Source organism: Rhizobium sp. YTUHZ044, from assembly GCF_051123975.1.
Classification (GTDB): Bacteria; Pseudomonadota; Alphaproteobacteria; order Rhizobiales; family Rhizobiaceae; genus Rhizobium.
Genome location: NZ_CP101426.1, coordinates 968,382 through 994,512, shown reverse-complemented (window position 1 = coordinate 994,512; position 26,131 = coordinate 968,382). Strand labels below are relative to the sequence as shown.

General features: G+C 62.7%; 25 protein-coding genes and 1 pseudogene. 13 read left to right on the top strand and 13 right to left on the bottom strand.

Annotation, left to right across the window (positions count from 1 at the left end; translation table 11 throughout):
• Nucleotides 1-3: 3 nt before the first annotated feature.
• Nucleotides 4-387, bottom strand: coding sequence for a hypothetical protein (locus NL154_RS04830; RefSeq protein WP_221146863.1), 384 nt, complete (start codon nt 385-387; stop codon nt 4-6).
• Between the two features lie 217 nt (nt 388-604).
• Between NL154_RS04830 and NL154_RS04825 the strand changes: the two genes are divergently transcribed.
• Nucleotides 605-1,771, top strand: coding sequence for an AI-2E family transporter (locus NL154_RS04825; RefSeq protein WP_210628618.1), 1,167 nt, complete (start codon nt 605-607; stop codon nt 1,769-1,771).
• Nucleotides 1,772-1,789: 18 nt separating this feature from the next.
• Nucleotides 1,790-3,082, top strand: a complete 1,293-nt coding sequence (locus NL154_RS04820; protein WP_434733681.1) for an NAD(P)/FAD-dependent oxidoreductase — start codon at nt 1,790-1,792, stop codon at nt 3,080-3,082.
• A 54-nt stretch (nt 3,083-3,136) separates the two neighbouring features.
• Here the strand turns inward: NL154_RS04820 and NL154_RS04815 are convergent, their stop codons facing one another.
• Entirely contained in the window at nt 3,137-3,922 is a 786-nt protein-coding gene (locus tag NL154_RS04815) for a polysaccharide deacetylase family protein (RefSeq protein WP_434733680.1), read from the bottom strand.
• 101 nt (nt 3,923-4,023) lie between these two features.
• Nucleotides 4,024-4,413 carry a DUF930 domain-containing protein gene (locus NL154_RS04810; RefSeq protein WP_064801273.1) on the bottom strand — a complete coding sequence of 130 codons (390 nt, stop codon included), beginning with the start codon at nt 4,411-4,413 and terminating at the stop codon, nt 4,024-4,026.
• Between the two features lie 254 nt (nt 4,414-4,667).
• On the opposite strand from NL154_RS04810, the gene NL154_RS04805 reads away from it, so the two are divergent.
• Complete coding sequence (locus tag NL154_RS04805; RefSeq protein ID WP_434733679.1) at nt 4,668-6,776, top strand: S9 family peptidase; 2,109 nt, start codon at nt 4,668-4,670, stop codon at nt 6,774-6,776.
• A 39-nt stretch (nt 6,777-6,815) separates the two neighbouring features.
• Nucleotides 6,816-7,340 carry a DUF1697 domain-containing protein gene (locus NL154_RS04800; protein ID WP_221146861.1) on the top strand — a complete coding sequence of 175 codons (525 nt, stop codon included), beginning with the start codon at nt 6,816-6,818 and terminating at the stop codon, nt 7,338-7,340.
• Between the two features lie 34 nt (nt 7,341-7,374).
• Here the strand turns inward: NL154_RS04800 and NL154_RS04795 are convergent, their stop codons facing one another.
• Nucleotides 7,375-8,832, bottom strand: a complete 1,458-nt coding sequence (locus NL154_RS04795; RefSeq protein WP_221146860.1) for an MFS transporter — start codon at nt 8,830-8,832, stop codon at nt 7,375-7,377.
• A 259-nt stretch (nt 8,833-9,091) separates the two neighbouring features.
• Between NL154_RS04795 and NL154_RS04790 the strand changes: the two genes are divergently transcribed.
• A complete protein-coding gene (locus NL154_RS04790) occupies nt 9,092-10,594 on the top strand; it encodes a protein adenylyltransferase SelO (RefSeq protein WP_210628624.1) in 1,503 nt (500 codons plus the stop codon).
• Between the two features lie 141 nt (nt 10,595-10,735).
• Nucleotides 10,736-13,075, top strand: coding sequence for a glucose/quinate/shikimate family membrane-bound PQQ-dependent dehydrogenase (locus NL154_RS04785; RefSeq protein WP_434733678.1), 2,340 nt, complete (start codon nt 10,736-10,738; stop codon nt 13,073-13,075).
• A gap of 341 nt (nt 13,076-13,416) precedes the next feature.
• On the opposite strand, the gene NL154_RS04780 is transcribed toward NL154_RS04785, so the two are convergent.
• Nucleotides 13,417-15,423 carry a BTAD domain-containing putative transcriptional regulator gene (locus NL154_RS04780; protein WP_434733677.1) on the bottom strand — a complete coding sequence of 669 codons (2,007 nt, stop codon included), beginning with the start codon at nt 15,421-15,423 and terminating at the stop codon, nt 13,417-13,419.
• A 175-nt stretch (nt 15,424-15,598) separates the two neighbouring features.
• Here NL154_RS04780 and NL154_RS04775 point away from each other — a divergent pair, with 175 nt between their 5' ends.
• A complete protein-coding gene (locus NL154_RS04775) occupies nt 15,599-15,838 on the top strand; it encodes a DUF1127 domain-containing protein (RefSeq protein ID WP_221146857.1) in 240 nt (79 codons plus the stop codon).
• A 28-nt stretch (nt 15,839-15,866) separates the two neighbouring features.
• Here NL154_RS04775 and bla read toward each other — a convergent pair whose 3' ends face one another.
• Both bla and NL154_RS04765 read right to left on the bottom strand, forming a co-directional pair.
• Complete coding sequence (gene bla / locus NL154_RS04770; RefSeq protein ID WP_210628628.1) at nt 15,867-16,772, bottom strand: class A beta-lactamase; 906 nt, start codon at nt 16,770-16,772, stop codon at nt 15,867-15,869.
• A gap of 150 nt (nt 16,773-16,922) precedes the next feature.
• On the bottom strand, nt 16,923-17,237 hold the full coding sequence (locus NL154_RS04765) for a metal/formaldehyde-sensitive transcriptional repressor (RefSeq protein WP_405047664.1): 315 nt from the start codon (nt 17,235-17,237) through the stop codon (nt 16,923-16,925).
• Nucleotides 17,238-17,514: 277 nt separating this feature from the next.
• Here NL154_RS04765 and NL154_RS04760 point away from each other — a divergent pair, with 277 nt between their 5' ends.
• On the top strand, nt 17,515-18,009 hold the full coding sequence (locus NL154_RS04760) for a GNAT family N-acetyltransferase (protein WP_210628629.1): 495 nt from the start codon (nt 17,515-17,517) through the stop codon (nt 18,007-18,009).
• Nucleotides 18,010-18,051: 42 nt separating this feature from the next.
• Nucleotides 18,052-18,681 carry a glutathione S-transferase family protein gene (locus tag NL154_RS04755; protein WP_210628630.1) on the top strand — a complete coding sequence of 210 codons (630 nt, stop codon included), beginning with the start codon at nt 18,052-18,054 and terminating at the stop codon, nt 18,679-18,681.
• Between the two features lie 34 nt (nt 18,682-18,715).
• Here NL154_RS04755 and NL154_RS04750 read toward each other — a convergent pair whose 3' ends face one another.
• From NL154_RS04750 to NL154_RS04740, 3 genes are all read right to left on the bottom strand, one after another.
• Complete coding sequence (locus tag NL154_RS04750) at nt 18,716-19,630, bottom strand: c-type cytochrome (protein WP_210628631.1); 915 nt, start codon at nt 19,628-19,630, stop codon at nt 18,716-18,718.
• A gap of 134 nt (nt 19,631-19,764) precedes the next feature.
• Nucleotides 19,765-20,205: a c-type cytochrome gene (locus NL154_RS04745; RefSeq protein WP_210628632.1), complete on the bottom strand. Its 441-nt coding sequence runs from the start codon at nt 20,203-20,205 to the stop codon at nt 19,765-19,767.
• Between the two features lie 141 nt (nt 20,206-20,346).
• Complete coding sequence (locus NL154_RS04740) at nt 20,347-20,982, bottom strand: LysE family translocator (RefSeq protein ID WP_210628633.1); 636 nt, start codon at nt 20,980-20,982, stop codon at nt 20,347-20,349.
• A 129-nt stretch (nt 20,983-21,111) separates the two neighbouring features.
• Here NL154_RS04740 and NL154_RS04735 point away from each other — a divergent pair, with 129 nt between their 5' ends.
• On the top strand, nt 21,112-21,804 hold the full coding sequence (locus NL154_RS04735; protein WP_210628634.1) for a helix-turn-helix transcriptional regulator: 693 nt from the start codon (nt 21,112-21,114) through the stop codon (nt 21,802-21,804).
• A gap of 203 nt (nt 21,805-22,007) precedes the next feature.
• Here the strand turns inward: NL154_RS04735 and NL154_RS04730 are convergent, their stop codons facing one another.
• Nucleotides 22,008-22,853, bottom strand: a complete 846-nt coding sequence (locus NL154_RS04730; protein WP_221164333.1) for a metallophosphoesterase — start codon at nt 22,851-22,853, stop codon at nt 22,008-22,010.
• 124 nt (nt 22,854-22,977) lie between these two features.
• Complete coding sequence (locus NL154_RS04725) at nt 22,978-23,580, bottom strand: superoxide dismutase (RefSeq protein ID WP_434733676.1); 603 nt, start codon at nt 23,578-23,580, stop codon at nt 22,978-22,980.
• A 212-nt stretch (nt 23,581-23,792) separates the two neighbouring features.
• Between NL154_RS04725 and NL154_RS04720 the strand changes: the two are divergent.
• The 3 genes and pseudogenes from NL154_RS04720 to NL154_RS04710 form a co-directional block, all read left to right on the top strand.
• Nucleotides 23,793-24,116 (top strand): annotated as a pseudogene (locus NL154_RS04720) (hypothetical protein); the annotation flags it as partial.
• Between the two features lie 195 nt (nt 24,117-24,311).
• Nucleotides 24,312-24,965: a class I SAM-dependent methyltransferase gene (locus NL154_RS04715; RefSeq protein ID WP_210628636.1), complete on the top strand. Its 654-nt coding sequence runs from the start codon at nt 24,312-24,314 to the stop codon at nt 24,963-24,965.
• Nucleotides 24,966-25,024: 59 nt separating this feature from the next.
• On the top strand, nt 25,025-25,756 hold the full coding sequence (locus NL154_RS04710; RefSeq protein ID WP_221158103.1) for a sulfite exporter TauE/SafE family protein: 732 nt from the start codon (nt 25,025-25,027) through the stop codon (nt 25,754-25,756).
• 15 nt (nt 25,757-25,771) lie between these two features.
• Here NL154_RS04710 and NL154_RS04705 read toward each other — a convergent pair whose 3' ends face one another.
• The gene (locus tag NL154_RS04705) at nt 25,772-26,113 is read right to left on the bottom strand and encodes a nuclear transport factor 2 family protein (RefSeq protein ID WP_210628638.1); all 342 of its coding nucleotides are present in this window, start codon (nt 26,111-26,113) and stop codon (nt 25,772-25,774) included.
• Nucleotides 26,114-26,131: the final 18 nt, after the last annotated feature.

Below are 26,131 nucleotides of genomic sequence, written 5' to 3'. Positions count from 1 at the left end.
GTGCTATTGGACCTTCTCGGTTCCTGATGGCGTCGTCACCTGCGTCGGTCCGCCGCCGTTTCCGCTCGGCGTTGGCGACCGGTCTGTCGCTTCGGGCGGTCGTGCAGGGCCGGAGGCCGGGTCGTTGTTGAAGGCGCCGGGTCCGGAGGGCTGCGTGTTGATCGGATCCGGCCTGGTCGAAGCCGTCGCGGTCGGATCATTGTTGCCGGGGTTTGGCCAGATCGCAACGCTCACGCCGGCAATGATGAGAACTGCCGCGCCCGCCGCAAGAACGGTCCAGACCCACCAACGCCGCTGATCGGCGGCTTTCAACCTCGCCTCGTCCGCATAAGGGGGATCGGTCGAATAGGTCTCGGTGGTTTTCGTCTGATCGGGATCTGCAATCATGAGCACTCTCCTTCCGAGACCGAACGCCAGCGCCTGCGAGGTTGTTCCGGCGGCAGGATCAAATCGGCGCGAGCCGAAGAAGGAGCGGACACTTCCGCGATCAGCGCCCTTGCCTGCAGGCGGACTGATGTCTTTACGACAGCGCCATGGCCGCGGAACCGGAACCGCATCAGCGCGTTTTTGTGGCGAAGCAATGGGGCTTCGGGGACCTCACCACATGGGCATCGCCAACGGCATCCGCAAACACGCAAAGAAGATCGCCATCGGCGAACGCCAAACCAGCGCCTGGGCTCAGTCGTTGCAGGAGGCAGCGGAGGAACTGCCGTCGCCGCCGGTGCATCGGCTTGAGAAGGACGGGCTCGACATCAGCATGGCCTGGGCGATCATCGGCATTTTCGCCATCCTCGGCCTTGCCGCCGTCTACATGATGTCGCTGATTCTTATTCCGGTCACCCTTGCCGTCGTCGTCGGCATGATCCTCGGCCTCGCCGCTGAAAACCTCAGCAAAATGGGTGTGCCAAGGCTTGCCAACGCTTTCCTTCTTTCAAGCGGAGTCGCTTTGGTCATCGTCCTGCTGGTCAGTTCGCTTGCCGATCCGCTGGCGACGCTTGCGAACGAAGCCCCCGCCTTCATCGAGCGGATGATCAGCCGCATCATGCCCTATCTGGAGCGCATCGAATGGCTGCACATCACGCCGGCGACATTCGAAAGCGGGCCGATGTCGATTGGCGCGCTGCTCGAAAACACCGGCAACGTGCTGCATGTGGTGACAACCAGCCTGACGCCGGCACTGATACAGGGGCTGATCTTCTTCGCCGCGTTGCTGCTCTTTCTTGCCAGCCGCGTCAATCTGCGCAAGACCATCATCATGACCTTCCGCACCCGCCCGCAGCGGCTGGCGGCGATCCGCGTCATCAATGGCGTCGAGCAGGTGCTCGGCTTCTATTTCGCCACCGCCTCGCTGATCTATGTCGGGCTTGGCGTCGTCATGACCGTCATCGCCTATGCAAGTGGGCTGTCGGCGCCGGTGCTCTGGGGCTTCTTCGCCTTCCTGTCGAGCTTCATCCCCTATCTCGGCATCACGCTGATGACGCTTTCCGTCGCGATCGCCGGGATCATCACCTATGACGGCTTCATCGTCGGTCTGGTGCCGGCGGCCGCCTTCTTCACGGTGCATCTCGTCATGGAGAACCTGATCTTCCCGGCGGTGATGGGGCGGCGGCTTGAAATCAATCCCTTTATCGTCTTCCTCGCCATCCTGTTCTGGACCTGGATGTGGGGGGCCGTCGGCGCAATGCTGGCGCTGCCGCTGTCGCTGATCGTCATGACCATCATCGAGGAACTGCTGATCGAGGAAAAACCGCAGCCGCAATTGCCGAAGTAATCACGCGAGGAGACATAAGTGGCGTCCGATCTCGATCTCGACGAATCCGATCATGACCAGATGGTCAGCGGCCATTCGCTCTGGGGAAAGAATGCCATACGTCCGCAATGGCGGCCGATGGCGCAGAGCTTTTCGACCGATGTCGCGGTGATCGGCGGCGGCATCACCGGCGCGCTGATCGCAGATCATCTGACGGCGCGTGGCTTTTCCGTTGTTATCATCGACCGGGAAGAGCCGGGCTTCGGCAGCACCGCCGCCAGCACCGCGATGCTGCAATGGGAAATCGACAGCACGCTCACACAGCTCGAGGCCTATTACGGCTTCGAACGAGCGGCGGGAATCTATCGCCGCAGCGCCGCTGCCGTCGCCGGTCTTTCGAAGCTGATCGCAGCGAACGGAGTGGCCTGCGGCTTCCGGCCGCGCAACACGCTTTATCTCGCCTGCAATCTGGAAGGCGCCCGCGACCTCAGGGAAGAGCGCCAGCTTCGCCGACGGGCGGGCCTGCCCGGCGTCTATCTCGAACATCCCGATCTCTTCACGCAATTCGAGCTCGATCGGGATGGAGCGATCTATTCGCCGGGTTCGGCGGAAGCCGATCCGCTGCTGCTCACCTGGGCGCTGATCGCGATGGCCATCAGGCGCGGCGCGCAGCCGGTCAGCGCCTCCGTGACCGCACTGCACAGCGAAGGCGATCGCGTGACGGCGGAGACGGACGGCGCCTATGTCATCGAGGCGCGGCATGTCGTGCTGGCGACCGGCTATTCGATGCCGGGCCTCGACATGCCGAAGCTGCACCGCACACGTTCGAGCTGGGCCTTCGCCACCGTGCCGCAGAACCCCGCCACGTTCTGGCGCGACAGGGCTTTGCTATGGGAGGACAGCCATCCCTACCTCTACATGCGCACGACCGCGGACAATCGCATCGTCGCCGGCGGCGAGGACGACGGTACGACCGATGCCGCAGCGCGGGACCGAAAGTTGCCGGCCAAGATCAGCGCCGTCCAGGAGAAGATGAAGCGGTTATGGCCGAGAGTCGATACCCGCATCGCCCATGCCTGGGGCGGAACCTTCGGCGAAACGGCCGATGGCCTGCCGCTGATCGGCCCGACGCCCGGGATGCCGCATGTCTTCGCCGCCCACGGCTATGGCGGCAACGGCATCACCTTCTCCTATCTCGCCGCCCAGATGGTCGGGGCGATGATTGCTGGGATTCATCGCGACTGGTTCGAGGATTTCGCGCTCGACCGGGAAGGACCAGGGATACGGCGGTTTGGTGAGGATAGGTTGGGGACTGGGGATGCGTTGCGGTAGAGGCTTCGCTTTGGCTATTGTGCCGTGCCACACGGTACACCTTCAACCGCAGCTCTATTCCGTCGTCTTGTCGTCGCCCATATCCTCGACATCCTCCAGACGAACGAACTCCGCGCCCTTCATCTTGAGATCAACCAGCGCCTTTGCCACTCCCTCCCCGGCCGCATGGGTCGGCTGATTGATGTGGGAGATGACGACATCGCCGTCCTTGGCCGAGGCGATGCGTTTTTCGGTGATGACAGCGCCGAGCAGCGAGCCACCGTCGCCGTTCACCGAGTAGCCGGCGATGCGATAGCCCATGGCGCGGATCTCGCCGATGGCAGAAAGATCGTATTTGGCCGTGGAGCCGCGGAACCAGTGCGGTGCGGGAATGCCGGATGCGACCATGGCGGCGGCGCCGCCTTCGACTTCCTGCTTCACCGCCTGCGGCGAGCCGGCCGAGGCAATGCCATAGACGAGCATCGGCGTATCGATGGCCGGAATATGGTTCTCGCCGTGGTTTTCGAGCTCGAAGAGATTGGGATTCTGCAGGAAGACGGCAAGGGCTTGCGGGTTGCGCTTCAGCCAGCGGGCGGTGACGAAGATCGTTGCCGGAATGCGCTCGCGCACCAGAGTCGAAAGGATGCGTTCGTCCGCCTGCCCCATGCAGGCGTCGAAGGTGAGCGCGATGCGGGCATGGCCCGCTATGTTGGAACGGGCGATATGCAGATGCGGCTCGACAAGTTTGATCGCCGGCGCCTTCGAGAGCGGAGCAGCTGGCGGCGCCAACGACAACTCGTCCGCCGATGCGGCTGAGATCGCGGCCAGAAGGAACGCCGAAACGACGAGGATGCGGTTCATATCAGGGCTTCTAAGGTTCGATCCGGCGATTCTAGCGGGTATTTTTGCATGGCGCCATGTGGCCGGATGTCACCGTAGTAGCCCGGACGGATGCAGCAGCATCAATCGTAGAGATAATATTTGTCCCATTTCTCGCGCGGCACTTTCTCGCCGATCTGATAGTCGAGTTCGCGCACGTTGATATGCTGCGGGCCGGTGATGCAATTGTAGGAAAGATGATACCAATCACCCTTGCTGCGGAAGACCGCGCCCGGCGCCTGCAGCGAATTGTCGCCGGCGATCGGGTCCTTGAAGGTATAGGCGATCACCTTGTCGGGCTTGAAGCCGGTGCTGTCATTGTTGATCCGGCTCATCGCTTCCGTGTCGCAGCTCTGTTCCAGGCGGGTGGAGGGATCAAGTTTTTCCAGCTGCTTCTTGATGGCCGGGTCGACGGCAAAAGCGGGGGCAGCCAAGCCGGCCAGGGATACAAACAGGAGAAGGCGTTTCGGCATTGCGGAGGAAATCCCTTACTGTTGTACAGTCTTCATCCTGCCACCGGCGGCTTGCCGGGGGCTGGGCACGTGCAAAATTCGCTCTGTGATAGCGGACCTCCTTAAATATTGTGGTGACATCAAGGCAGGGCGAGCGGTGCCGTCTCCTCGGCTCTGGAAGGCCGTCTGCACCCCTGGCACAGCCTAGCCGCTTGATCCGGCGACGGCGCGCCTCTATCTCTTGCCAACCCGACATTCCCACCGGAGCCAATTCCTTGTCCGTTTTCAAGAGCCTGCCGACACCGCCCGCCGCACCGAAAAAGCCCCTCTCCGATACGCGCCACGGCATTACCCGCACGGATGACTATGCCTGGCTGCGCGCCGATAACTGGCAGGCGATGTTCAAGGATCCGTCGATCCTCGACCCCGAGATCCGCCGGCATCTCGAAGCCGAAAACGCCTATATGAACGCAGCGATGGAAGACACCAAGCCGCTGCAGAAAGCGCTGTTTGCTGAAATGCGCGGCCGCATCAAGGAAGACGACAGCTCGGTACCGATGAAGGATGGCGCCTATGCCTATGGCACGTTCTATGTCACCGGCGGCGAACAGCCGCGCTATTTCCGCATTCCCCGTGACGGCGACGTTGCCGACGAGACGATCCGCACGGTGCTGCTCGACGGCGACAAAGAAGCCGCCGGCAAGGCCTATTTCCGCCTCGCCGGCCTCGACCATTCGAGCGACCACAGCCGCGGCATCTGGGGCTATGACGACAAGGGATCGGAGTTCTTCACGCTGAAGGTGCGCGATCTCGCGACCGGGGAAGATCTTACGGACCGGATCGAGAATACCGGCGGCGGCGGCGTCTGGGCGCCAGACGACAAGAGCTTCTTCTATTCAGCGCTCGACGAGAACCACCGGCCGTCGAAAGTCTTCCACCATATTGTCGGCCGGCCGCAGTCGGAAGACCGGCTGGTCTATGAGGAAGCCGATGCCGGCTTCTTCATGGGCGTCGGCGGCTCGCTGCTCGACGACTTCATCTATATCGATATTCACGACCATGAAACGAGCGAATACCGGCTGCTGTCGACCAAGGACCTGAAGGCCGAGCCGAAGCTGGTGGCTGCGCGCGAGGAAGGCATCGAATATTCGCTGACAGAAGGCGGCGATGTCTTCTACATCCTGACCAATGACGGCGGCGCCAAGGATTTCAAGATCATGGAAGCGCCGGTCGACAATCCGGTCAAGGAAAACTGGCGCGAAGTCGTCGCCCATAAGCCCGGGACTTTGATCATCAGCCACATGGCCTATGCCCGCCACCTCCTGTGGCTGGAGCGCAAGGACGGGCTGCCGCGGATCATGATCCGCGACCGGGCGACCGGCGAGGAACATGCGATCGCCTTTGCCGAAGAAGCCTATTCACTGGGGCTTTCGGGCGCGGCGGAATACGATACGGATGTCATCCGGTTCTCCTATTCCTCGATGACGACGCCGTCGCAGCTCTACGACTATAATATGGTGACGCGCGAGCGCACATTGTTGAAGACGCAGGAAGTGCCCTCCGGCCACAATCCCGACGACTACGTCACCCGCCGCGTCTTCGCCCCGGCCTGGGACGGCGAGAGAGTACCGGTCACCCTGCTCTATCGCAAGGATACGCCGCTCGACGGCTCAGCACCCTGCCTGCTCTACGGCTATGGCGCCTACGGCATTACCATTCCGGCCGGCTTCAACACCAATTGCCTGTCGCTCGTCGACCGCGGCTTCGTTTATGCCATCGCCCATATCCGCGGCGGCAAGGACAAGGGCTTTGCCTGGTACGAAGACGGCAAGATGGACAAGAAGACGAACACGTTCAAGGACTTCGTCGCCGCGGCGGATTATCTGAATCAACAGAAGTTCACCTCTTACGCGAAGATCATCGCCGAGGGCGGATCGGCCGGCGGCATGCTGATGGGCGCCGTCGCCAACATGGCGCCGGAGAAGTTCGCCGGCGTCATCGCCGCCGTTCCCTTCGTCGACGTGCTCAACACCATGCTCGACGACACTCTGCCGCTCACCCCGCCGGAATGGCCGGAATGGGGCAACCCGATCGACAGCAAGGAAGAATACGAGCAGATCGCCGCCTATTCGCCCTATGACAATGTCGGCGCAAAACCCTACCCGCCGATCTTGGCGCTCGGCGGCCTGACGGACCCGCGCGTCACCTATTGGGAACCGGCCAAATGGGTGGCGAAACTGCGCGACAAGACAACCGGCGAAGCGCCGATCCTGCTCAAGACCAATATGGACGCCGGCCATGGCGGCGCTTCGGGGCGCTTCCAGCGGCTGGAAGAGATCGCGTTCGAGTATGCGTTTGCGATCAAGGTGGCGGGGAAGATGTGAGGGTTGGGGCATGCCACACGCACAGCCCAGGAGACAGAAATGCCCGTCTATATCGCCCTCCTCCGCGCCATAAACGTCGGCGGCACCGGGTCGCTGCCGATGGCTGAACTGAGATCGATCTGCGAGGGCCTCGGCTTTACCGACGTGAAAACCTACATCCAGAGCGGCAATGTGCTGTTCCGCTCGGATGCGTCCGAAACGGCAGTCGAGGAAAAGCTCGACGCGGCGCTCGGACAGAAGATGGGCAAGCGGCCGGGCGTGATGGTGCGCAGCCGGAAAGAACTCGAGGCGATTGCCGCCGACGCGCCCTTCCCCGATGCCAAGCCGAGTTTCCTGCTCGTCTACTTCCTGCCCGAAAAGGCGTCCGGCGATGCGCTTGACAAAATGGTGGCGCCCGATGGCGAGGAGGCGAAGCTGGCCGGACGGGAGATCTATGTGCATTATCCCAATGGGTCCGGCCGCTCGAAACTGAAGCTGCCGGCGCTGAAGCCCGGGACCTCGCGCAATCTCAACACCGTGCGCAAGCTCGCGGAAATGGCGGCTGACATGGAGGATAAGGACTGAAGGCTGGCTCAGAATTTGATTCAAGCGACGCGCGTCAAGCCTTTGTTTCTCCAGGCACCTTTATCCCTCTGGCCTTATAGCCGCTTATCTCCTCGCCAGCGGTCGGCGAGAAACGCAGGTTCCAGACGGTAGCGGTGATCGAGATGATGGTGACGACGATGAAGGCGGTGGAGAAATCGACCAGCGACGGCGTTTCGACATTGTTGAAGGCCATCGAACCGTGCAGCGCCAAGGCCCCGATGCAGATGCCGAGCGACAGCATCAGCTGCTGAAAGGTGGTGTAGAAGCTGGTGGCCGAGCTCATCCGCTCCTTTTCGATCTCGTCATAGGCGATGGTGTTGTAGGCGGTGAACTGGAACGACAGGAAGAAGGCGCTGAGCACCAGGACGACGAAAATCAGCGGCATCGGCCAATCCGGCCGGAAGGCGGCGCAGAGGGCATAACCGGCCGTGCCGAGAATGCCGTTGACGACGAGGCTTCTGCGGAAGCCGAGCCGCCTGAAAACAAACCGCGCCATCGGTTTCATGGCGAGCGCGCCGAGCGCGGTTGATATGACGATCTGGCCGGCCGCAGCCGCCGACAGGCCGAATCCGATCTGGAAGAGCAGCGGCAGCAGGAAAGGCTGCGCACCCTGGGTGATGCGCGTCAGCGAACCGGCGATGACCGAGGTGCCGAAGCTCGGCACCTTCATCAGCGAAAAATCCATGATCGGCGATGGATGCCTGCGGGCATGCCTGAGATAGGCGAGGCCGAAGAGCAGGCCGACTGATATCAGGAAGATCGAGAAAGCGCCCTCGCCTTCATGGCTCGACATTTCGAAGCCGAAGAGCAGCGAGCCGAGCGAGATGCCAGAGAGGATGAAGCCGATCGTATCGAAGGGGCCGGCCGCCTTGCCCTTCACCTCGTCGATATAGATCGAGACGAAGATCATGCCGATAATGCCGACCGGCACGTTGATGTAGAAGATCCAGCGCCAGTCAAGATAGGTAACGATGAAACCGCCGAGCGGCGGGCCGACGATCGGGCCGATCAGCGCGGGCACCAGCAGCCAGGACATGGCGCTGACCATATCCTTGCGGTCGACGCTGCGCATCAGCACCAGCCGGCCGACCGGCATCATCATTGCGCCGCCCATGCCCTGCAGCAGCCGGGCCAGGACCAGGAAGGGCAGCGTCGGCGCGAGCGCACAGAGAATGGAGCCGATGACGAAGACGGCAATCGCCGCCCTGAAGACAGTGCGCGAACCGAAACTGTCGGCCATCCGGCCGCTGGCCGGAATGAAGATCGCCAGGCTGAGGAGATAGGAGGTCAGTGAGATCGACATGGCCGGGGCGCTGACAGCGAAATCGCGAGCCATGGTGGGCAGCGCGGTCGCCAGCACGGTCGCATCGATATTTTCCATCAGCATCGCACTCGCGACGATCATCGCGATCACCCGGAAATTGGGCGCGGCGCGCCGAACCATCGGCGCCTGGTAAATCTGATCCGACATCGTCCGGAATCACTCACGGTGGCGCGGCGGAGCAGAGGAAGCAGCAAGGCCGCGGGGATGACATGGCGCAGGGCCAAGGGGAGATGATCTGCTATACGCCCGAGATCATGGCGGGGCTATGTCCTTTATGGCAAAGCAGCTTTGACGAGAGGTAAAAGCGGATCACGATTCCTTGCATCGGCGCGATCTGCGTGACGGCCGATCGATCCGGCCGCAAGACCGGCTTGCGCGCGGGGCACCCCGGCCCTACCTATGAACAATGACCTCGACCCCGCAGAAAATCCGGTCCGGCGCGGCCTTTCCGTTCGACAACAGCTATGTCGGCTTGCCCGAGCGCTTCTTTGCGCCGCAAACGCCGACACCGGTAACCGAACCTTGGCTCATCAAGCTGAACGAGCCGCTGGCCGCCGAGCTCGGGCTTGACGTCGACGCGCTGCGTCGCGACGGCGCGGCGATCTTTTCCGGCAATCTCGTTCCCGAAGGGGCCGAACCGCTGGCGATGGCCTATGCCGGGCACCAATTCGGCGGCTTCTCGCCGCAGCTCGGCGATGGGCGGGCGATCCTGCTCGGGGAGGTGGTCGACCGCAGCGGCAATCGTTTCGACATCCAGCTGAAGGGCGCCGGACCGACGCCTTTTTCGCGGCGCGGCGACGGGCGGGCGGCAATCGGACCGGTGCTCAGGGAATACATCATAAGCGAGGCGATGTTCGCGCTCGGCATTCCCGCCACCAGGGCTCTGGCGGCCGTGACGACGGGCGACCCGGTCTATCGCGAAGAGGTGCTGCCAGGCGCCGTCTTCACCCGGGTCGCGGCAAGCCATATCCGGGTCGGCACTTTCCAGTATTTCGCGGCGAGAGGCGACACCGACGGTGTGCGGGCCCTCGCCGACTATGTGATCGACCGGCACTATCCCGCACTGAAGGCGGCCGAAGAACCTTATCTCGCGCTGTTCTCGGCAATCGCGGAGCGCCAAGCGGCGCTGATCGCCCGCTGGCTGCATGTCGGCTTCATCCATGGCGTGATGAACACGGACAATATGACGGTTTCCGGGGAGACGATCGACTTCGGCCCCTGCGCCTTCATGGATGTCTATAACCCTGCGACCGTGTTCTCGTCGATCGACCAGCATGGCCGTTATGCCTATGCCAATCAGCCGGCCATCGGCCAGTGGAACCTTGCCCGACTCGGCGAAACGCTGTTGCCGCTGATCGATACCGAGCCGGACAAGGGGGTCGACAAGGCCAATGCGGTGATCCGGGCCTATGGCGAGCGGTTCCAGGCTGCGTGGCTGGCCGGCATGCGCGATAAGATCGGCCTTGCCGGTCAAGAGGACGGCGATCTCGACCTCGTCCAGGCGCTGCTGTCGCTGATGCAGGCGCAGGGCGCCGATTTCACCCTGGCCTTCCGGCGGCTCGCCGATCTTGCCGGCGACGACGGCGCGGAGCCCGCTTTTGCCAGGAGCTTCCGGGAACCGGAGGCCTGTCGGCCCTGGCTGATGCAGTGGCGCGAGAGACTGTCGCGCGATCCGCAGACGGCGGTCGAACGCGCCAGCGCCATGCGCCGCGTCAATCCAGCCTTCATTCCCCGCAATCACCGGGTCGAACAGGCGCTCGAGGCCGCGGTCGAGCGCGGCGATTTCTCGCTGTTCGAGGCGCTGCTGACCGTGCTGTCGAAGCCCTACGAAAACCAGCCGGATTTCACCGCCTATATGGAACCTCCGAAGCCGGAGGAACGGGTGCTGCAGACTTTCTGCGGGACGTAAGCGGCTTCAATACAACCGTACCGTGACACCCGCCTGCGGCAAATGCAGCCGTTGAATAGCATCTCCCTCGCTCTATCTGCCTGACCGGCGGTACTTTTCCGCTGATCCCCCACCCGGCTAACCCAAGCGGGAGACAGCCTTATGGCGCTCGTCATCACCTCCATTCTCTTCATCATCATCGGGGTCGCGCTCGGTGGCGGGGGGCTCTGGCTCATCACGCTCGGCGGCAGCATCTTCTATCTGTTTGCCGGCCTGATGTTCCTCATCACCGCCGGACTACTGTTAATGCGCAAGGCGGCGGCGCTCTGGGTCTATGCGGTGCTCGTCGTCGCAGCGCTCGCCTGGGCGGTCTGGGAGGTCGGTTTCGACTGGTGGCAACTCGGTCCGCGCGGCGGCGTCATCATCCTGCTCGGCCTCTGGCTGCTGACGCCGTGGATCCGCCGGCCGCTCGGCTTTCGCAGCCCGACCGGCATCACCTACGGCGCCAATCCATGGCCGCTCGCCGTGCCCGTCATTCTCGCCATCCTCGTCGCCGTCTATTCGATGACGACGGACCCGCACGATCTGGCCGGCGATCTGCCGAAGGATGCGGCCGCCGCCACCCCCGCCCTCGGCGGGAACGTGCCCGACGGCGAATGGCATCAATATGGCCGCACGCCCTTTGGCCAGCGCTATTCGCCGCTCGACCAGATCAATGTCGAGAATGTCTCGACTCTGAAGGAAGCCTGGCGATATCAGACCGGCGACGTCAAACGGCCGGAGGATATCAGCGAGACGACCTATCAGGTGACGCCGCTGAAGGTGAAGGACACGCTCTATCTCTGCACGCCGCATAACTGGGCGATTGCGCTCGACGCCAAGACCGGCAAGGAGAAATGGAAATACGACGCCAATTCGGGCATGAATCCCAACCGGCAGCACCAGACCTGCCGCGGCGTCACCTATTATGCCGATCCTGATGTCGCCGCCGGCCAGCCCTGTGCCGAGCGCGTCTATCTGCCGACCTCAGACGCCCGGCTGATCGCGCTCGATGCGACCGACGGGAAGATCTGCACCAGCTTTGCCGATCAGGGCGTGCTGCATCTGGAAACCGGCATGCGCTTCAATCCGGCCGGCTATTATTATTCGACCTCGCCGCCGGTCGCGGTGGCCGGCAAGATCATCGTCGGCGGGGCGGTGAACGATAATTATTCCACCGAGGAGCAGTCCGGCGTCATCCGCGCCTTCGACGTCAAGACCGGCGCGCTGATCTGGAACTGGGACTCCGGCAACCCGGACGTAACGACGCCGATCGCCGATGGCCAGACCTATACGACCAATTCGCCGAACAGCTGGTCGGTCTTCAGCGTCGATGAGGCGCTCGGCATGGTCTATATCCCGCTCGGCAACCAGGTGCCCGACCAGATCGGCATCGGCCGCAGCGACAATGTCGAGAAATTCTCTTCTTCGATCGTTGCGCTCGATATCGCCAGCGGCCAGCTGCGCTGGGTGCGCCAGACGGTGCATCACGACCTCTGGGACATGGATGTGCCGGCCCAGCCGGCGCTGATCGACCTGACCAAACCCGACGGCAGCGTGGTTCCTGCCCTCGTCGGCCCGACGAAGCAGGGCGATCTCTATGTGCTCGACCGGCGCAGCGGCGAGCCGATCATCCCGGTCAAGGAAATCCCGGCGCCCGGCGGCGCGGTCACCGGCGATCATACCTCGCCGACGCAGCCGATCTCCGACCTCACCTTTTCGCCCGAGCCGCTGAAGGAAAAGGACATGTGGGGCGTGTCGCTGTTCGACCAGCTCCTCTGCCGTATCGACTTCCACCGCTACCGCTATGAGGGCCGATACACGCCGCCGTCTCTCGGGGGAACGATCGTCTACCCCGGCAATTTCGGCACTTTCAACTGGGGCTCGGTGGCGGTGGATCCGGAGCGGCAGATCATGTTCGGCATGCCGACCTATCTCGCCTTCACCTCGCGCCTGGTGCCGGCGGCCGACATTCCGCCGCGAGGCCAGGACGAGAAGGGCAGCGAACAGGGGCTCAACCGCAATGACGGCGCGCCTTACGGTGTCTTCATGGGTCCCTTCCTCGGGCCGATGCAGATCCCCTGCCAGGCGCCGCCTTGGGGCTATGTCGCCGGCGTCGATCTGCGCACCGGCAAGATCGCCTATATGCACAAGAACGGCACGGTCCACGACATGACGCCGCTGCCGCTGCCCTTCAAGGTCGGCGTGCCCGGCATCGGCGGACCGATGCTGACCAAGGGCGGCGTCGCCTTCCTCGGTGCGGCGGTCGACAATTATCTTCGCGCCTACGACGTGACGAACGGACGCGAGCTCTGGCGGGCGCGCCTTCCGGCCGGCGGCCAGGCAACGCCCATGACCTATACCACCGACGACAACAAGCAATATGTCGTCATGGTCGCCGGCGGCCACGGCTCGGTCGGCACCAAGCCCGGTGATTATGTGATCGCCTACACGCTGCCGTGATGGGAGAGGCAGGGCCTTGAGCCGCATTCAAACGCGATTGAACGGTATAAGGAAAACACTGACCTCGGAGAAAACCCCTTCGCCTCCCCACAAGGGGGAGAGACTACTCTGCTGCACCGTCGAAATTCATCCCCGACGCCTCAGCATGTGGCGGCATATGTTAGTGGCAGAATCCCGCTGCGGGTGAGCCCCTCCCCCTTGTGGGGAGGGGTTGGGGAGGAGTTTTCCGGGCGCACCGGAGATCTGTCGATCCTACCGTTCGCATGTTCCTCCCTCAAACCATCTCGACAATCATGCGGCCGACTTCGGCAAAGATCGGATTGAACTCCTTCGCCGCATGCCTACTCCGGCAATCCGGCCATACGAAGGGCTTCGATATAGCGGTTGCGGTCATCCGGCCGCCGGAACGGTGGCAGAATGTCGGCGAGATTCGAAAGCCGAAGCGCCGGATCCAGCAGGTGCAGTCGCGCAATCGTTTCCCCTGCTTCCGCGCTCCGCCCGGCCATGGCGTGGGCCGCCGCCATCACACGCATCGCGCTCGGGTAGTTCGGCTGGTGGCGCAGGGATTTTGCCGCCCAGGCGGCGGAATCGTCGTAGTGACCGGCGCAGAAGTGAGCCAGCCCAGTGTTGAACTGCCAGGCAAACAGGCGCGGATCCAAGGGGCTCAGGCGCATGGCCAGAGCGGCGTGTTCGATGGCCTTGTCCGGCTCGCCCAGGCAGGCTCGCACCCAGCTGCTGACGCCCAGGGCAATGGCGAGGTTCGGGTTGAGGAAGAGGGCCCGATCGATACAAGCAGCGCTTTCATCGAGATCGCCGCCGACATAACCGAGCACATATCCCCCGTAGGAGAGCGCGACTGCATCGTCCCAGCCGAGTCCGACGGCTCTTCTCGCCAATCGGGTCGCTTCTTCAATCTCGGTGCCGGGATCAACCATCCAGCCGTTGCTCTTCCGGGTCGCATAGCAGCGCGCCGCCCGGGCATGGGCGATGGCAAAATCCGGATCGCGCTCGATCGCCTTCGTGAACAGCCGCAGGGCCTCGTCGACGACCGATCTGTTGGTCACCGTCCGATCGAAGGCCGCCAGCCCGCGGAGATAATAGTCATAGGCGTCAAGGCTCTCGGTCGGCTTGCGTTTGGCGCGCTCGATCTCCGCCTCTTCCACTTTCGGCGTTATTGCGCCAACAATGCTCGATGCAATCTGATCCTGCAGATCGAACAGGTTCGCCAGCGTCCCGTCGAAACGGTCTGCCCAGAGATACGCGCCGGTCGAGGTGTCGATGAGCTGTCCGGCGATACGAAGCCGGTCGCCCGCGCGGCGCACGCTCCCCTCGACCACATAGTCCACGTCCAGCTCGCGCCCGACCCGCTTTATGTCGACGGCCTGTCCCTTGTAGGTGAAGCTCGAATTGCGGGCGATGACATAGAGGTGGCGGAACTGCGCGAGAGCGATCGTGATATCCTCCACGATGCCGTCGGCAAAATAGTCCTGTTCCGCATCGCCGCTCAAATTTTGGAAGGACAGCACCGCAACCGATGGACGGTCATGATGCTTGGCCGGGGCTGAGAAGACTTGCAGCTGCGGCTCGACTGCGGCCGCAGCCCGCCGATCACCGGGTCGCTGCCGCGGTTGCAGCGTGGCGGCCAGAGACGAGGTCTCCGCTTCGGGTTCGACGTCCAGATGCTTCTTCAGGAGAGCCCGGCAGGTCTCGAACTGGCGCAAGGCCATGTTCTCGTGGCCGCGGAGAGCGTGGATCCGCATCAGCGCCCTGTGGGCAGCCTCCGCCGTCGGGTCGGAGGCGAGTAGTCTCGCGGCAAGCGCTTCGCAGGGCAATTCTTCCGCGGAACCTGGTTCGAAGAGGCCAAGGCTCAAACGTTCCACGAGCTGCAGCGCCTTGCGCTGATATGTGCTCCGGTAAGGTGCGAACCACTCACCCAACTCATCCGGAATGGACTCGCCCTCAAGCAGGTCGCCGCGGTAGAGATCCGCCGCGGAGGCGAGATCTGCGCTCGAGCCCGTCCCCAGCTTCCGGTCGAAGAGTGAAATGTCGACTTCATCGGGAGCGACAATCAGCGCCACCGTCTCCTGATCCCCCTCGATATAGGTGGTGGCGTCACTGCTTGCCGGGAACGACCGCCTGATATCGACCAGCGCCTGCCGCAAGCTGTTGCGGGCCTGCTCATCGCTTCGCCCCGGCCAGAAGGCTTCCGAAAGCACCTCCCTGCGACAGCCGCGGCGGCCTGCCAGGGCGAGAGCCGCAAACAGCAGCGACGTCTTGCGCGTGGCGAAGCGGACTTGCCGGCCCTCTCCGGAGATAACCTCGAGACCGCCTAGCATCCTGATGCGCACAGAAAGCCTCCAGCTTTGGACCGCCGTTGGCAGAATAGCATTTGGGAAAGACGGATTTAACACCGATTTAGCGGCGGCTTGTCGAAGTTTTCTTCCCCGTTCACGCTCAGCCGAACAGGGTGAAAACGCCCGCATGGGAGATTTCCACCTGCACATCACAGGTGGGAGATCGGAAATGGCTCATACGGAAACACAGACCTTCGTCAGCGCGCCGACAAGGCAGATGGCTGGTCCCATGAACATCCTAACGACTTTGTTTGCTGCCCTGAGAACATGGCAGCGGGCTATCGCGAGTCGGAAACAATTGGCAGAGCTGACACCTTATCAGCTGAGAGACATCGGTCACCCCGAGGCCAATCGGCCGGTGCTCGACATCAAAGCGGGTCTTATCACGAACTTGATGTCGATGCGGTAATCAATTGCTTCTGAAGCGACTCCCTGCTTCACACCATCTCGGTTACCATCTTGCCGACTTCGGCAAAGATCAGGTTGAGCTCCTTGGCCGGCACGGTCGCCTCGGCGATATAGACGGCTGCGACGATCGGGCCGCGGTCGGGCGGCCAGATGACGGCGATGTCGCCGAGGGAGCCGTTTTGGCCGGTGCCGGTCTTGTCGCCGACCTTCCAATCGGCAGGCAGGCCGGCCCGCAGCCGCTCCTTGCCCGTGGTGCTTGCCACCAGCCAGGCGATCAGCTTGTCGCAAGAGGCCCCAGTCAGCACCGAACCGAGCGTCAGATTGCCGAGCGTATCGAGCATCGCGTCGGGTGCCGTCGTGTCGCGCGGATCGCCCTTGCGACCCTCGTTCAGTGTCGGTTCGGTGCGGTCGAGACGGGTCGTGCCGTCGCCGATCGAGCGCAGCCAGTCGGTCAGCGCCGGCGGACCGCCGAAACTTTCGAGCAGCAGGTTGCCGGCGGTGTTGTCGCTAACGGTCACCGCCGCCTCGCAGAGTTCGGCGAGGGTCATGCCGTCGGCACCGGCGTGTTTTTCGCTGACCGGCGAATAGTCGACGAGCTTGTCGCTACCGTAGGTCACCCGCCGCTCGAGGCTCTCCTGCCCCTTGTCGGCGCGGGCAAGGACGAAGCCTGCGGCCAGCGCCTTGAAGGTGCTGCACATCGGAAAGGCCTCGCTGCCGCGATAGCCGAAGGAGATGCTCGTCTGGGTATCGAGCACCGAGACGCCGAGACGGCCGCCGGTGCGCTTTTCGAGCGCGGCAAGGCGATGCTCGATATTGTCGTCGCCCTCCCCGGCAGTTTCCTGCGCATTGGCGGCACGCGCCAGCGTGGACAGGCTCAAAGCAGGCAGGCAGAGTACCGAGCCGATCAGCGTGCGGCGAGTAAGGCTGATATCCATGAATTCCTCCGACGATTCGGAGAATAGAGCTAAGGACCGATTGCGGCGGCATCTCGTCCCCGCTGCAACTTGTTGTCAGCTGCTGCAACTTGTTGTCAGCTGCTGCAACCTTGTTGAGCAGCGGCGATTTCGTCCTCCGCCCGCAGCCGATCAGGCGGCGCGCGTGACCTCGACCGTCACATGCGACAATTCTTCAAGCGCCGAAAGCCTGCCCTTGTAGAACGCCGGCTCGTGCGGCTGCGGGGTGACGATGGCGACGATTGCCGCGTGATGGCCGGGGCGCAGGTGATCGTCCAAAACCTCGCTGGTCAGCCCGGTCAGCGCGCCCCGAATGGAGGCGAGCAGTTGCAGGATTTCGCCGCAGGGGCGTTCAGCCTCGAGCGCCCGCTCGACGGCTTCCAGCCGCCCCTTCAGGCGGCTGACGCGGGCAACGAGCTTCTTCTTCTGCAGAGTGGGGTGGGACATCGCAGACCTTCGTTTAGTATAGGGGGTATCCTATTGGCGTTCTCGGCTGGATTCGAGGGTCTGACATGTTTCAGCGTCATGCGCTCACGCCATTGACAAATGCCGCGTTTGCGGCGATGGATGCTGCATGATCAAGAACGTGCACCAGAGCCGCTCGTATTTTTGGCTGTACCTGTAAAGGGCGGCCGGACAGATCATATTGTCAACAAGCCGCCGTCAGGCGGCTTTGTTGTATCGGCAGCGTCCTGACGGCAGATTATCAAAGGACGCGAAGACCATGACCGAAATCGAAGACAGCGAAATTTCACTGATGCGGCCATCGGTGGTGACGATCCGCACCGCCAAACCGCGCGATCTGCCCGAGCTCAACGACATGATCGCCCTGCTTGCCGCCCATCACGGCGATGCGGCCGCCACGACGCCGGAGCAATTGGAGCGCGACCTGTTCGGCCCGCTGCCCTGGATTACCGCGCTTGTCGCCGAAACCGGCGAAGGGCTGATCGGCTACGCGATTCTGGTGCCGCTCTACAGGGCGCAGGAAGGCAAGCGCGGCATGGACCTGCACCATCTCTTCGTGCGCGACGGCCATCGCGGCCATGGCACCGGCCAGTTGCTCGTCGACCGGGCCCGCGAGACGGCGCGCAATGCCGGCTGCGGCTACCTTTCCGTCAGCGCCGCGACCGGCAATGTGCTCGCCCACCGCTTCTACGAACAGATGGATTTCACGCCGAGGCCGGTGACCGGCATGCGTTACATGCAGTCGATCGCTTAACCGCGTCGCGGGTCTAAGTCTTTGTTGTCATGAGGAGATTGCATGCCTGACTTCAAACTCCATTGCTTCGCTCTCTCGGGGAACGCCTACAAGGTCGCCCTCTTCTTCGCCCTTGCCGGCATCGAGTGGGAGAGCATTTTCGTCGATTATCTCGGCGGTGAAACGCGAACCGAACAATGGCGAGAAACCATCAACGAACAGGGCGAGGCGCCCGTCCTCGAACATGGGCAAACGAAGATCAGCCAATCGGGGGTCATCCTCGACTACTTGTCAGAGGTGACGGGGCAGTTTGGGGCGCAGACAGCCGAAGAACGGCGCGAGATCATGCGCTGGATCCTTTTCGACAACCATAAATTCACGAGCTATTACGCGACCCTGAGGTTCATTTACGGCCTTCAGAAGAGCGGCGAGACACCGGTCGTCGAGTTTTTGAGGCTGCGGGCCAAGGCTGCCTATGCAATTGTCGACGGCCACCTTGCCCACCGGGCCTTTATGGTCGGGAGCCGCCTGACAATCGCAGACCTCTCCTTGGCAGGCTACGTCTTCATGCCAGAGGAAACCGGGATTGATCACAGCGCCTATCCGGCTATCGCGGCCTGGAAAGACCGGATCAGCAGCATGCCCGGCTGGCGCCATCCCTATGATCTGATGCCGGGTCCCACCTCCCTTTAAGGGGGCGCATGAAGGCAGGGCCTAGCCATGTTGTCTAACGCCCCGGCACGGCCTTCAAATAGGCGGCGATCGCCTCGCGGTCGGCAGCCGGCAGGCGGGCGATGTTCTGCTGCACATCGACCATCGAACCGCCGACGGAATCGAAATCGGGCGTGAAGCCGGTTTCGAGGTAGTTGGCGATATCGGCCTCGCTCCAGCCGCCGATGCTCTTGGAGGCCGGGGTGATATCGGGTATGCGCCCCTTCCCCTCGGGGTTAGGAGCGCCGGCGAGCCACAAATCGGCCTGGAAGCCGCCGAGCCCATTGCGCGGCGTGTGGCACTCGCCGCAATGGCCGGGGCCTTCGACGAGATACTGCCCGCGCTTGATCTTGTCGTCGTTCTTGGCGAGCGCGACGCGCGGCTGATCGTTGAAATAGAGGAATTTCCAGCCGCCGAGCGCAAGGCGGATGTTGTAAGGAAAGGGCAGTTCATGCGGGGGCGCGACGTTGGCGCTCTTCGGCAGGGTCTTCAGGAAGGCGAAGAGATCGTTGACGTCCTTGTCGCTCATGCGGGAATAGGAGCCATAGGGAAAAGACGGGTAAAGATGCTGGCCATCCGGGCCGACGCCGCGCTTCATCGCATTGCCGAATTCGGCCAGCGTCCAGGCGCCGATGCCGGCCTTTTCATCCGGCGAAATGTTCGGCACGTGGAAGGTGCCGAACGGGCTCTTCAGCGCCAGGCCGCCCGACAGCGTCAGCCTGGCATCGCCTTCGGAACCGGGTGCTGAATGACAGCTGACGCAGCCGCCCGCCCGGAAGACCATCTCACCGTTTGCCGGATCCGGCGCGCCGAGACCGGCCCAATGGCTCTCCGGCAGCGGATCGGGCGCGGTGACGAGATAGAAGGCGCCGCCGCCGAGAACGACGACGCCGATCAGACAGAGCAGAAACCGGATGAACCTGCGGATCATGCTCCGCCTCCCTTTTTCCGAGATTTTCCTGTGCGGAACGATTCGGCACCAGCCCACACGCGGAGAACAAGGTGATCCGCGCCAGCGGCCAGGCCGGCGCGGATCGCGCATCAAGTTCCAGATCGAACGGTCTATCAATTCTTGATACGATAGGCCTTGTGACAGCCGCCGCAATTGGCGCCGAGGGTGTTTATGGTCGCGCCGACAGCGGCGGCATCGGCCGGAAGCTGAGCCAGCGCGGTCTCGGCGTCAGTCGAGAGCTTTGCGGCACGCGCCTTGAAGTCGTCCATGTTTTCCCAGACCTTCGGGCTGACCTCGGGATCGTTCATATCGCTGCCCGGATTGAACTGATCGGGGAAAACCTTGGCGGTGGCGGCGATCGTCGTCAGCGCCGCCTTTACCGTCTCGGCATCATAGGGCTTCTCGCCCTTGGCGATGGCGGCCATGGCGCCCGCCGAACCGCCGATCTTCTTCATCAGCGCAATGCGCGAATCATGGGTGCCATCGGCGGCGGTCACCGACCCGAAGGCGATGCCGGCCATCGCTGCGGCGGCAGCTACTGCTTTCCAATTCATATTTCCTCTCCGTTTTCTCAGCATTGTTGCTGGGGCCAAGGCGGCCGATGGCCAATCTGCACCGGGAGCATGACAAAATCCATGCGTCCAGGCAGTCACGTTTTGCCGGAGGGTCATAAAAACAATGTGATAACCGGCGTCTCAGGTGGTTTTCCAACCTTGCCAGAGGCTGAAAGCGGAGACCGCAACCAGGAGCAGTCCGGCGCAACGGCCGACAAAGGCCGTGGCGTCGGGATTTGCCACCAGCAGGTCGCGGCTGCGGCCTGCCGTCATCGCCAGCGTTCCGTAAACGGCGAACTGCGTGACGATAGTCATGGCGCCCATGATCACACCCTGCATCCAGACCGGGCCATATTCCGGTCTCAGGAACTGCGGGTAGACCGCGAACATGAAAATATAGGCCTTGGGATTGACGAGACAGGTGACGGCGCCCTGGCAGAAGGCGCGCCAGCCAGAGCGCGCCGTCGCCGGCCCGACCACCTCGACGGTGATCGAACTGCGCATCAGCGAAACGCCAATCCAGATCATATAACCGACGCCGGCAAAGAGCAGCAGGTTGAAGAGCTGCGGCAGCATGGTGACGAGCACGCCGACGCCGGCCGCGCCATAGGCCGAATGCACGGCGCCGCCCGCCATGATACCGCCCGTCGCCGCGAGCCCCCGCCTGATACCGCCGGTCAGCGAATTGGCAAGCACGAAGAGCATGTCCATGCCCGGCACGATGATGATGCCGAAGAGAAGGGTGAAGAATAGCCAGAGGTTTTCATGGTAATTCATGTCAGTTGCCACCCTCAGTTCCGCGGGCCACTTTCAAAAGGCCCCGATTGATTTCAATCCGATAGGCGGGTCTATACGCAAACCCAACTGACAGTGTATTGTCAGGAGCGTGAGGATGGAGAGACAAGAATGCGCAAGGCCTCGCGGCTTTTCGAGATCATCCAGATCCTGAGGCTCGCCAGAAAACCGATGACGGCGGCTGTCATGGCCGAGACGCTCGAAGTGACCGTGCGCTCGATCTATCGCGACATCGCCGCCCTTCAGGCAATGCGGGTGCCGATCGAAGGCGGGCGCGGCATCGGATACATCATGCGGCCGGGCTTCGACCTGCCGCCCCTGATGTTCTCGATCGAGGAGATGGAGGCGATCGTTCTGTCGCTGGCGCTGCTCGAACGTACGGGCGACGAGGAGCTGAAGCAGGCCGCCCGCCGGGTCAACCGGAAGATATCAGGCGCCGTGCCGGCGCCGCTGCGCGAGGCGCTGGACAACAAGGCGCTTTATGCCTGGGGCTCGACCGTGCAGCCGGTGGGCTTCGACCTTGCGATCGTGCGCCGGGCGATCCGCGACGAACGCAAGCTGACGCTCGCCTATCGCGACGAGCTCGGCCGCGCCAGCGAGCGGACGGTGCAGCCGATCGCGCTGATCTACTATTCGCAGACCGCCAATATCGTCGCCTGGTGCGAACTGCGCCAGGCAATCCGCAATTTCCGCAGCGACCGGGTGGAGCGTTGCGATGCGAGCGACGATTTCTTCAAGGGCGACGGTGACCGGCTGCGGCAATTGTGGACGAGCGGGTGGGCGGAAAAGGCTGTGACGGTGTGAAATCAGCTACTTGGCCAATCATCGACGCGTCGGTTGACGTTGAGCGCTGCCCCTCACCCTAACCCTCTCCCCGTAAAAACGGGGAGAGGGGACGTGCCCTGCGAGAGGCCTGCGAGGAGCGGCGAGGTCGCGGCATGTTCCCTTCTCCCCGCGTGCGGGAGAAGGTGGCGGCAGCCGGATGAGGGCACGCGGCGATCTCTGGCCTAATAAGCCAGCGTGCGGTTCTCCTCGCGGCCGAAGCCGCGGATATCGATGCGGTCAGGGTGGAGTTCGACAATCGCGAAGGCGTTTTCACTTTCGGTGTCGACTACGCCCTTGAAATTGACGAAGTGGCAGGCGCCGGCCTTGGCGTAATTGCCGACGTGGTCGTGACCGTTGAGATAGGCGACGACATTGGCATGCGAGGCGAGCAGCGCGACGATGCGCTCGCTGTCCCACATGCCGTGCTCACTTGGCGGATGCACGGGATAGTGATTCATGACGATCACCTTCTCGCCGGTCGCAGCTGCCTCTGCGATTTCATCGCCTAGCCAGGCGAACTGCACGTCGCTCAGCGCAGCATTCCACCGATGGGCATTCCTGGCGCCTTTCTCCTCCAGCTCGGCCAGCATTTGCGCGGCAAGGGCGCGGTGCGGATGGCCCTCGGGCGGCGCGAAGGTGCTGACCTCATTGCCGTCGAGCACGACGAAGCGCCAGCCGTGGCGGGAAAAACTGTAATAGGGCGACGGCATGCCGAGACGCGCGGCGACTTCGGAGAGATGCCCCGCCGAGACGGAGAAATCGTGATTGCCGAGCAGGAAGAGCGCCTCGTGCCTCAGCTTGCCGTAGACCGGCAGGATGTCGTCGAAGCTCCTGAAGCTGCGGTCAATGATATCGCCGAGCGTCATGACGAAGCTCAATTCCCAGCCGTTAAAGACCTCGATCGCCTCGGCGACCTTGGCGAGGCTGTTGGCGTAATAGCGGTCCATGGCCGCATGCGGAGGGATCGCCGCATATTGCGGATCGGCGATGATGCCGAAGCGGAGCGGGGAAACATCGGAAGAGGACATCGAGCGTGATTAGGATCGGCCGGTGACAGGGATGTGACGGCTCGCGTCACGAAAACACCCGACGTTCGGAGAACGCCGGGTGCGAAATCGAGAGATCGCCGCGGCTGGCGGCGAGACCGGGCGCTTACTTCGTGGCTTCTTCGTAACGTTCCAGGACGTAGTCCCAGTTGATCAGGCTGTCGATGAAGGCTTCAAGATATTTCGGGCGGGCGTTGCGATAGTCGATGTAATAGGAGTGTTCCCAGACGTCGACGCCGAGGATCGGCGTGGCGCCATGGACGAGCGGGTTTTCGCCGTTCGGGGTCTTGGAGATTTCGAGCTTGCCGTTCTTGACGGAAACCCAGGCCCAGCCGGAGCCGAACTGGGTGGCGCCGGCATTGGCGAAATCGGCCTTGAACTTGCCATAGCCGCCGAGATCGGAGGCGAAGGCCGCTTCGAGCTTGCCCGGCAGCTTGTTGCCGCCGCCGCCCTTCTTCATCCATTTCCAGAAATGAATGTGATTGTAGTGCTGGGCGGCGTTGTTGAAGAGGCCGGCATTGGTGCCGAAGGACTTCTTCACGACCTCTTCGAGCGAGAGGTCCGAAAGGCCGGCTTCGGCGGCGAGCTTGTTGCCGTTGTCGACATAGGCCTTGTGGTGCTTGTCGTGGTGAAACTCCAGCGTTTCCTTCGACATGAAGGGGGCAAGCGCTTCGTAATCATAGGGAAGTTCAGGCAATTCGAAAGCCATGTCAGATCTCCTCTTGGCAATAGATTGCGTCATCGGCAGGTGAGGCGGAACATAGGAGGGGAAAGGGGGAGAGGCAACCGCCGAAATATCAAAAAACGACCGGACGGAGGAAAATTTGCCTCAGTTTCAGGTCGGGATTCGGGCGTGCAAAATCGCCGGCATGCCGCCCCGAAAACCGCTTCACCGGCCACCGACATCAATGGAGATCCGGTATGAACAGGAATATAATCCCGCATCTCGCCATTGCCGCGCTTCCCTCTCTTGTCCCTGCGGCGCATGCCTCTTCGGACGAGGCCTGAAAACAGCTGGCCGCAGACGTGGAAGACAAGTGCAGGAAGGCGGCGGTCGCAATCGAGAAGCCGAAGGCCGTGGTCGATCCCTTCGGCACCTCGCATTACGGGCTGGCCCTGGTGACGGGAAAGTCGAAGGGGGCCAGGGGGCTCATCGTCCAGATCTGCGTCTATGACAAGCAGACGGAATCGGTCGAGATCGGCAGCGAGATCGATGCTGAAGAGCTCGGCTTGGTGCCAGCGAAGCCGGCCGCCGCAGCGGCATGTGACTTTGGTCACATTGCGAGCGGAACCCAAACCCACTCTCAGGAGTTGAAGTGCTCAGTTTTTAGAGCCCCGCGCCTCTATGAGAGGCGCCAAGGCGCTCTATGTTTGCGATAAACGCATGATGCTTTCCGAAATCGATTCGATTCTCGGGGTCAGGCGCAGGGAGGTTTATGCATGTCGGAGCTTCGCAACCGGGCGGAAGATCAGCAGAAAATCTATCAGCGCTGGGCACCGGTCTATGACCGCGTCTATCGCGGCATCCTGCGCGACGGCCACCGCAAGCTGGCCGCGCTGGCTGCCGCAGCCGGCACCGATATTCTTGAAGTTGGTGTCGGCACCGGTCTAACGCTCGCCCACTATCCGAGCCGCTGCCGGGTGACAGGCATCGACATTTCCGAACATATGATCGCACGCGCGCGCGAAAAGGTACGGCGCGAAAACCTGCAGCATGTGCAGGCGCTCGAGGTGATGGATGCACATGCGCTGCACTTTGCCGACAAGTCTTTCGACGTGGTCTGCCTGCCCTTCGTCATCACGCTGATTCCCGAGCCCGAACGGGCGCTGGACGAATGCGCCCGGGTGCTGCGGCCGGGCGGCGAGATCATCCTAGCCAGCAAGCTCGGCGACGGCGCCGGCCTTCAGGGCGCGATCGAGGCGGCGGTGGCGCCGCTGGTGCGTCACATCGGCTGGTCGTCCGCCTTCCGCATCCACCGCATCGTCGCCTGGGCCGAACGCCGCGGCGATTTTTCAACGACCGATATTCTGCCGGTCTTTCCGAACGGCTTTTTCAAGATCGTCCGGTTGAAGCAGCGCGGCTTTTCCTCCTGAGAGCAAAAGTTTTCTCCGCATCGGCGATTCTGATGCTACCGTTCGCCTGAGGGGACAGCATGCCATCGGATATCTTCTTTTTCATCGCTGTCGGCTTCTGTGCGCAGATCGTCGACGGCGCGCTCGGTATGGCCTTCGGCGTGCTGTCGACGACGAGCCTCTTGGCCTTCGGGGTGCCGGCGGCCAATGCCAGCGCCATGACGCATGTGACGGAAATGTTTACGACGGCCGCGTCAGGCCTGTCGCATGCCTATCATCGCAATGTCGACTGGCGGCTGGTGGCGCGTCTAGCCCCGGCCGGCATGATCGGCGGCGCGATTGGCGCCACTCTGCTTGCCAATATAGACGGCAAGGTGATCGAACCCTTCGTGTCGGCCTATCTGATCGCGATCGGTCTGCTGATCCTCTACAGGGGCTTCCGACCACCGAGCAAACGCGAGGTGCGCGACTGGGCCGTGCCGCCCGTCGGCTTTTGCGGCGGCCTGCTGGATGCGATCGGCGGCGGCGGATGGGGTCCTGTCGTCACCAGTACGCTGGTCGGGCGCGGTCATGATCTGAAACGGGTAATCGGCTCGACGAATTTTACCGAATTCGCCGTGACGCTGACGATTTCGCTCACCTTCGTCGTGACGCTCGGCTGGTCTGAGCTCAATTCGGCGATCGGCCTCATTATCGGCGGCGTCATCGCCGCCCCCTTCGGCGCCATTTTCGTCAAGCGCCTGCCGGTGCGGGCGCTGATGGTGGCGGTCTCAATGGTCATCATCACGACGTCGGCGTTGCGGATCTTCTAAAGGCGTTTCGGCGCGTCAGAGATTGCGGCCGAAATAGACCTCCACGGAGGCGATCCTATCGCCGCGGAAACGAATGCTTTCCATGTTGGCGAAGCTCGTGCCGTCCAGTTTTTCGGCCCGGTAGCGAACAACAGCCTCGTCGCCGTCGACCGACAGGAACTCGATGTGGATTGCGCGGAAGACCGGCTCCTTGGGCCAGCAGCGCTCGAAATAGGTCGCCCGGTCGATATGGTCGTCACGCGGGCTGGAGAAGGTGAAATCCTCCGTCAGCATGGCGCCGACAAGGTCCTTGCGATCGGCGAGATAGGCGGTGTAGAGATCGCGGACAGTCTGTTGCCTGGATCGCATCTCGTTCATGGCAAAACCTTCCGATTA

Bases quoted from the DNA above. Each gene is read 5' to 3' on its own strand.
- NL154_RS04730 (WP_221164333.1), bottom strand. From the start codon at position 22,853: ATGTCCTCTTCCGATGTTTCCCCGCTCCGCTTCGGCATCATCGCCGAT.
- NL154_RS04750 (WP_210628631.1), bottom strand. From the start codon at position 19,630: ATGATCCGCAGGTTCATCCGGTTTCTGCTCTGTCTGATCGGCGTCGTC.
- NL154_RS04715 (WP_210628636.1), top strand. From the start codon at position 24,312: ATGTCGGAGCTTCGCAACCGGGCGGAAGATCAGCAGAAAATCTATCAG.
- NL154_RS04725 (WP_434733676.1), bottom strand. From the start codon at position 23,580: ATGGCTTTCGAATTGCCTGAACTTCCCTATGATTACGAAGCGCTTGCC.
- NL154_RS04800 (WP_221146861.1), top strand. From the start codon at position 6,816: ATGCCCGTCTATATCGCCCTCCTCCGCGCCATAAACGTCGGCGGCACC.
- NL154_RS04745 (WP_210628632.1), bottom strand. From the start codon at position 20,205: ATGAATTGGAAAGCAGTAGCTGCCGCCGCAGCGATGGCCGGCATCGCC.
- NL154_RS04735 (WP_210628634.1), top strand. From the start codon at position 21,112: ATGCGCAAGGCCTCGCGGCTTTTCGAGATCATCCAGATCCTGAGGCTC.
- NL154_RS04710 (WP_221158103.1), top strand. From the start codon at position 25,025: ATGCCATCGGATATCTTCTTTTTCATCGCTGTCGGCTTCTGTGCGCAG.
- NL154_RS04810 (WP_064801273.1), bottom strand. From the start codon at position 4,413: ATGCCGAAACGCCTTCTCCTGTTTGTATCCCTGGCCGGCTTGGCTGCC.
- NL154_RS04790 (WP_210628624.1), top strand. From the start codon at position 9,092: ATGACCTCGACCCCGCAGAAAATCCGGTCCGGCGCGGCCTTTCCGTTC.
- NL154_RS04815 (WP_434733680.1), bottom strand. From the start codon at position 3,922: ATGAACCGCATCCTCGTCGTTTCGGCGTTCCTTCTGGCCGCGATCTCA.
- NL154_RS04795 (WP_221146860.1), bottom strand. From the start codon at position 8,832: ATGTCGGATCAGATTTACCAGGCGCCGATGGTTCGGCGCGCCGCGCCC.
- NL154_RS04825 (WP_210628618.1), top strand. From the start codon at position 605: ATGGGCATCGCCAACGGCATCCGCAAACACGCAAAGAAGATCGCCATC.
- NL154_RS04705 (WP_210628638.1), bottom strand. From the start codon at position 26,113: ATGAACGAGATGCGATCCAGGCAACAGACTGTCCGCGATCTCTACACC.
- bla (WP_210628628.1), bottom strand. From the start codon at position 16,772: ATGGATATCAGCCTTACTCGCCGCACGCTGATCGGCTCGGTACTCTGC.
- NL154_RS04765 (WP_405047664.1), bottom strand. From the start codon at position 17,237: ATGTCCCACCCCACTCTGCAGAAGAAGAAGCTCGTTGCCCGCGTCAGC.
- NL154_RS04785 (WP_434733678.1), top strand. From the start codon at position 10,736: ATGGCGCTCGTCATCACCTCCATTCTCTTCATCATCATCGGGGTCGCG.
- NL154_RS04775 (WP_221146857.1), top strand. From the start codon at position 15,599: ATGGCTCATACGGAAACACAGACCTTCGTCAGCGCGCCGACAAGGCAG.
- NL154_RS04830 (WP_221146863.1), bottom strand. From the start codon at position 387: ATGATTGCAGATCCCGATCAGACGAAAACCACCGAGACCTATTCGACC.
- NL154_RS04755 (WP_210628630.1), top strand. From the start codon at position 18,052: ATGCCTGACTTCAAACTCCATTGCTTCGCTCTCTCGGGGAACGCCTAC.
- NL154_RS04760 (WP_210628629.1), top strand. From the start codon at position 17,515: ATGACCGAAATCGAAGACAGCGAAATTTCACTGATGCGGCCATCGGTG.
- NL154_RS04740 (WP_210628633.1), bottom strand. From the start codon at position 20,982: ATGAATTACCATGAAAACCTCTGGCTATTCTTCACCCTTCTCTTCGGC.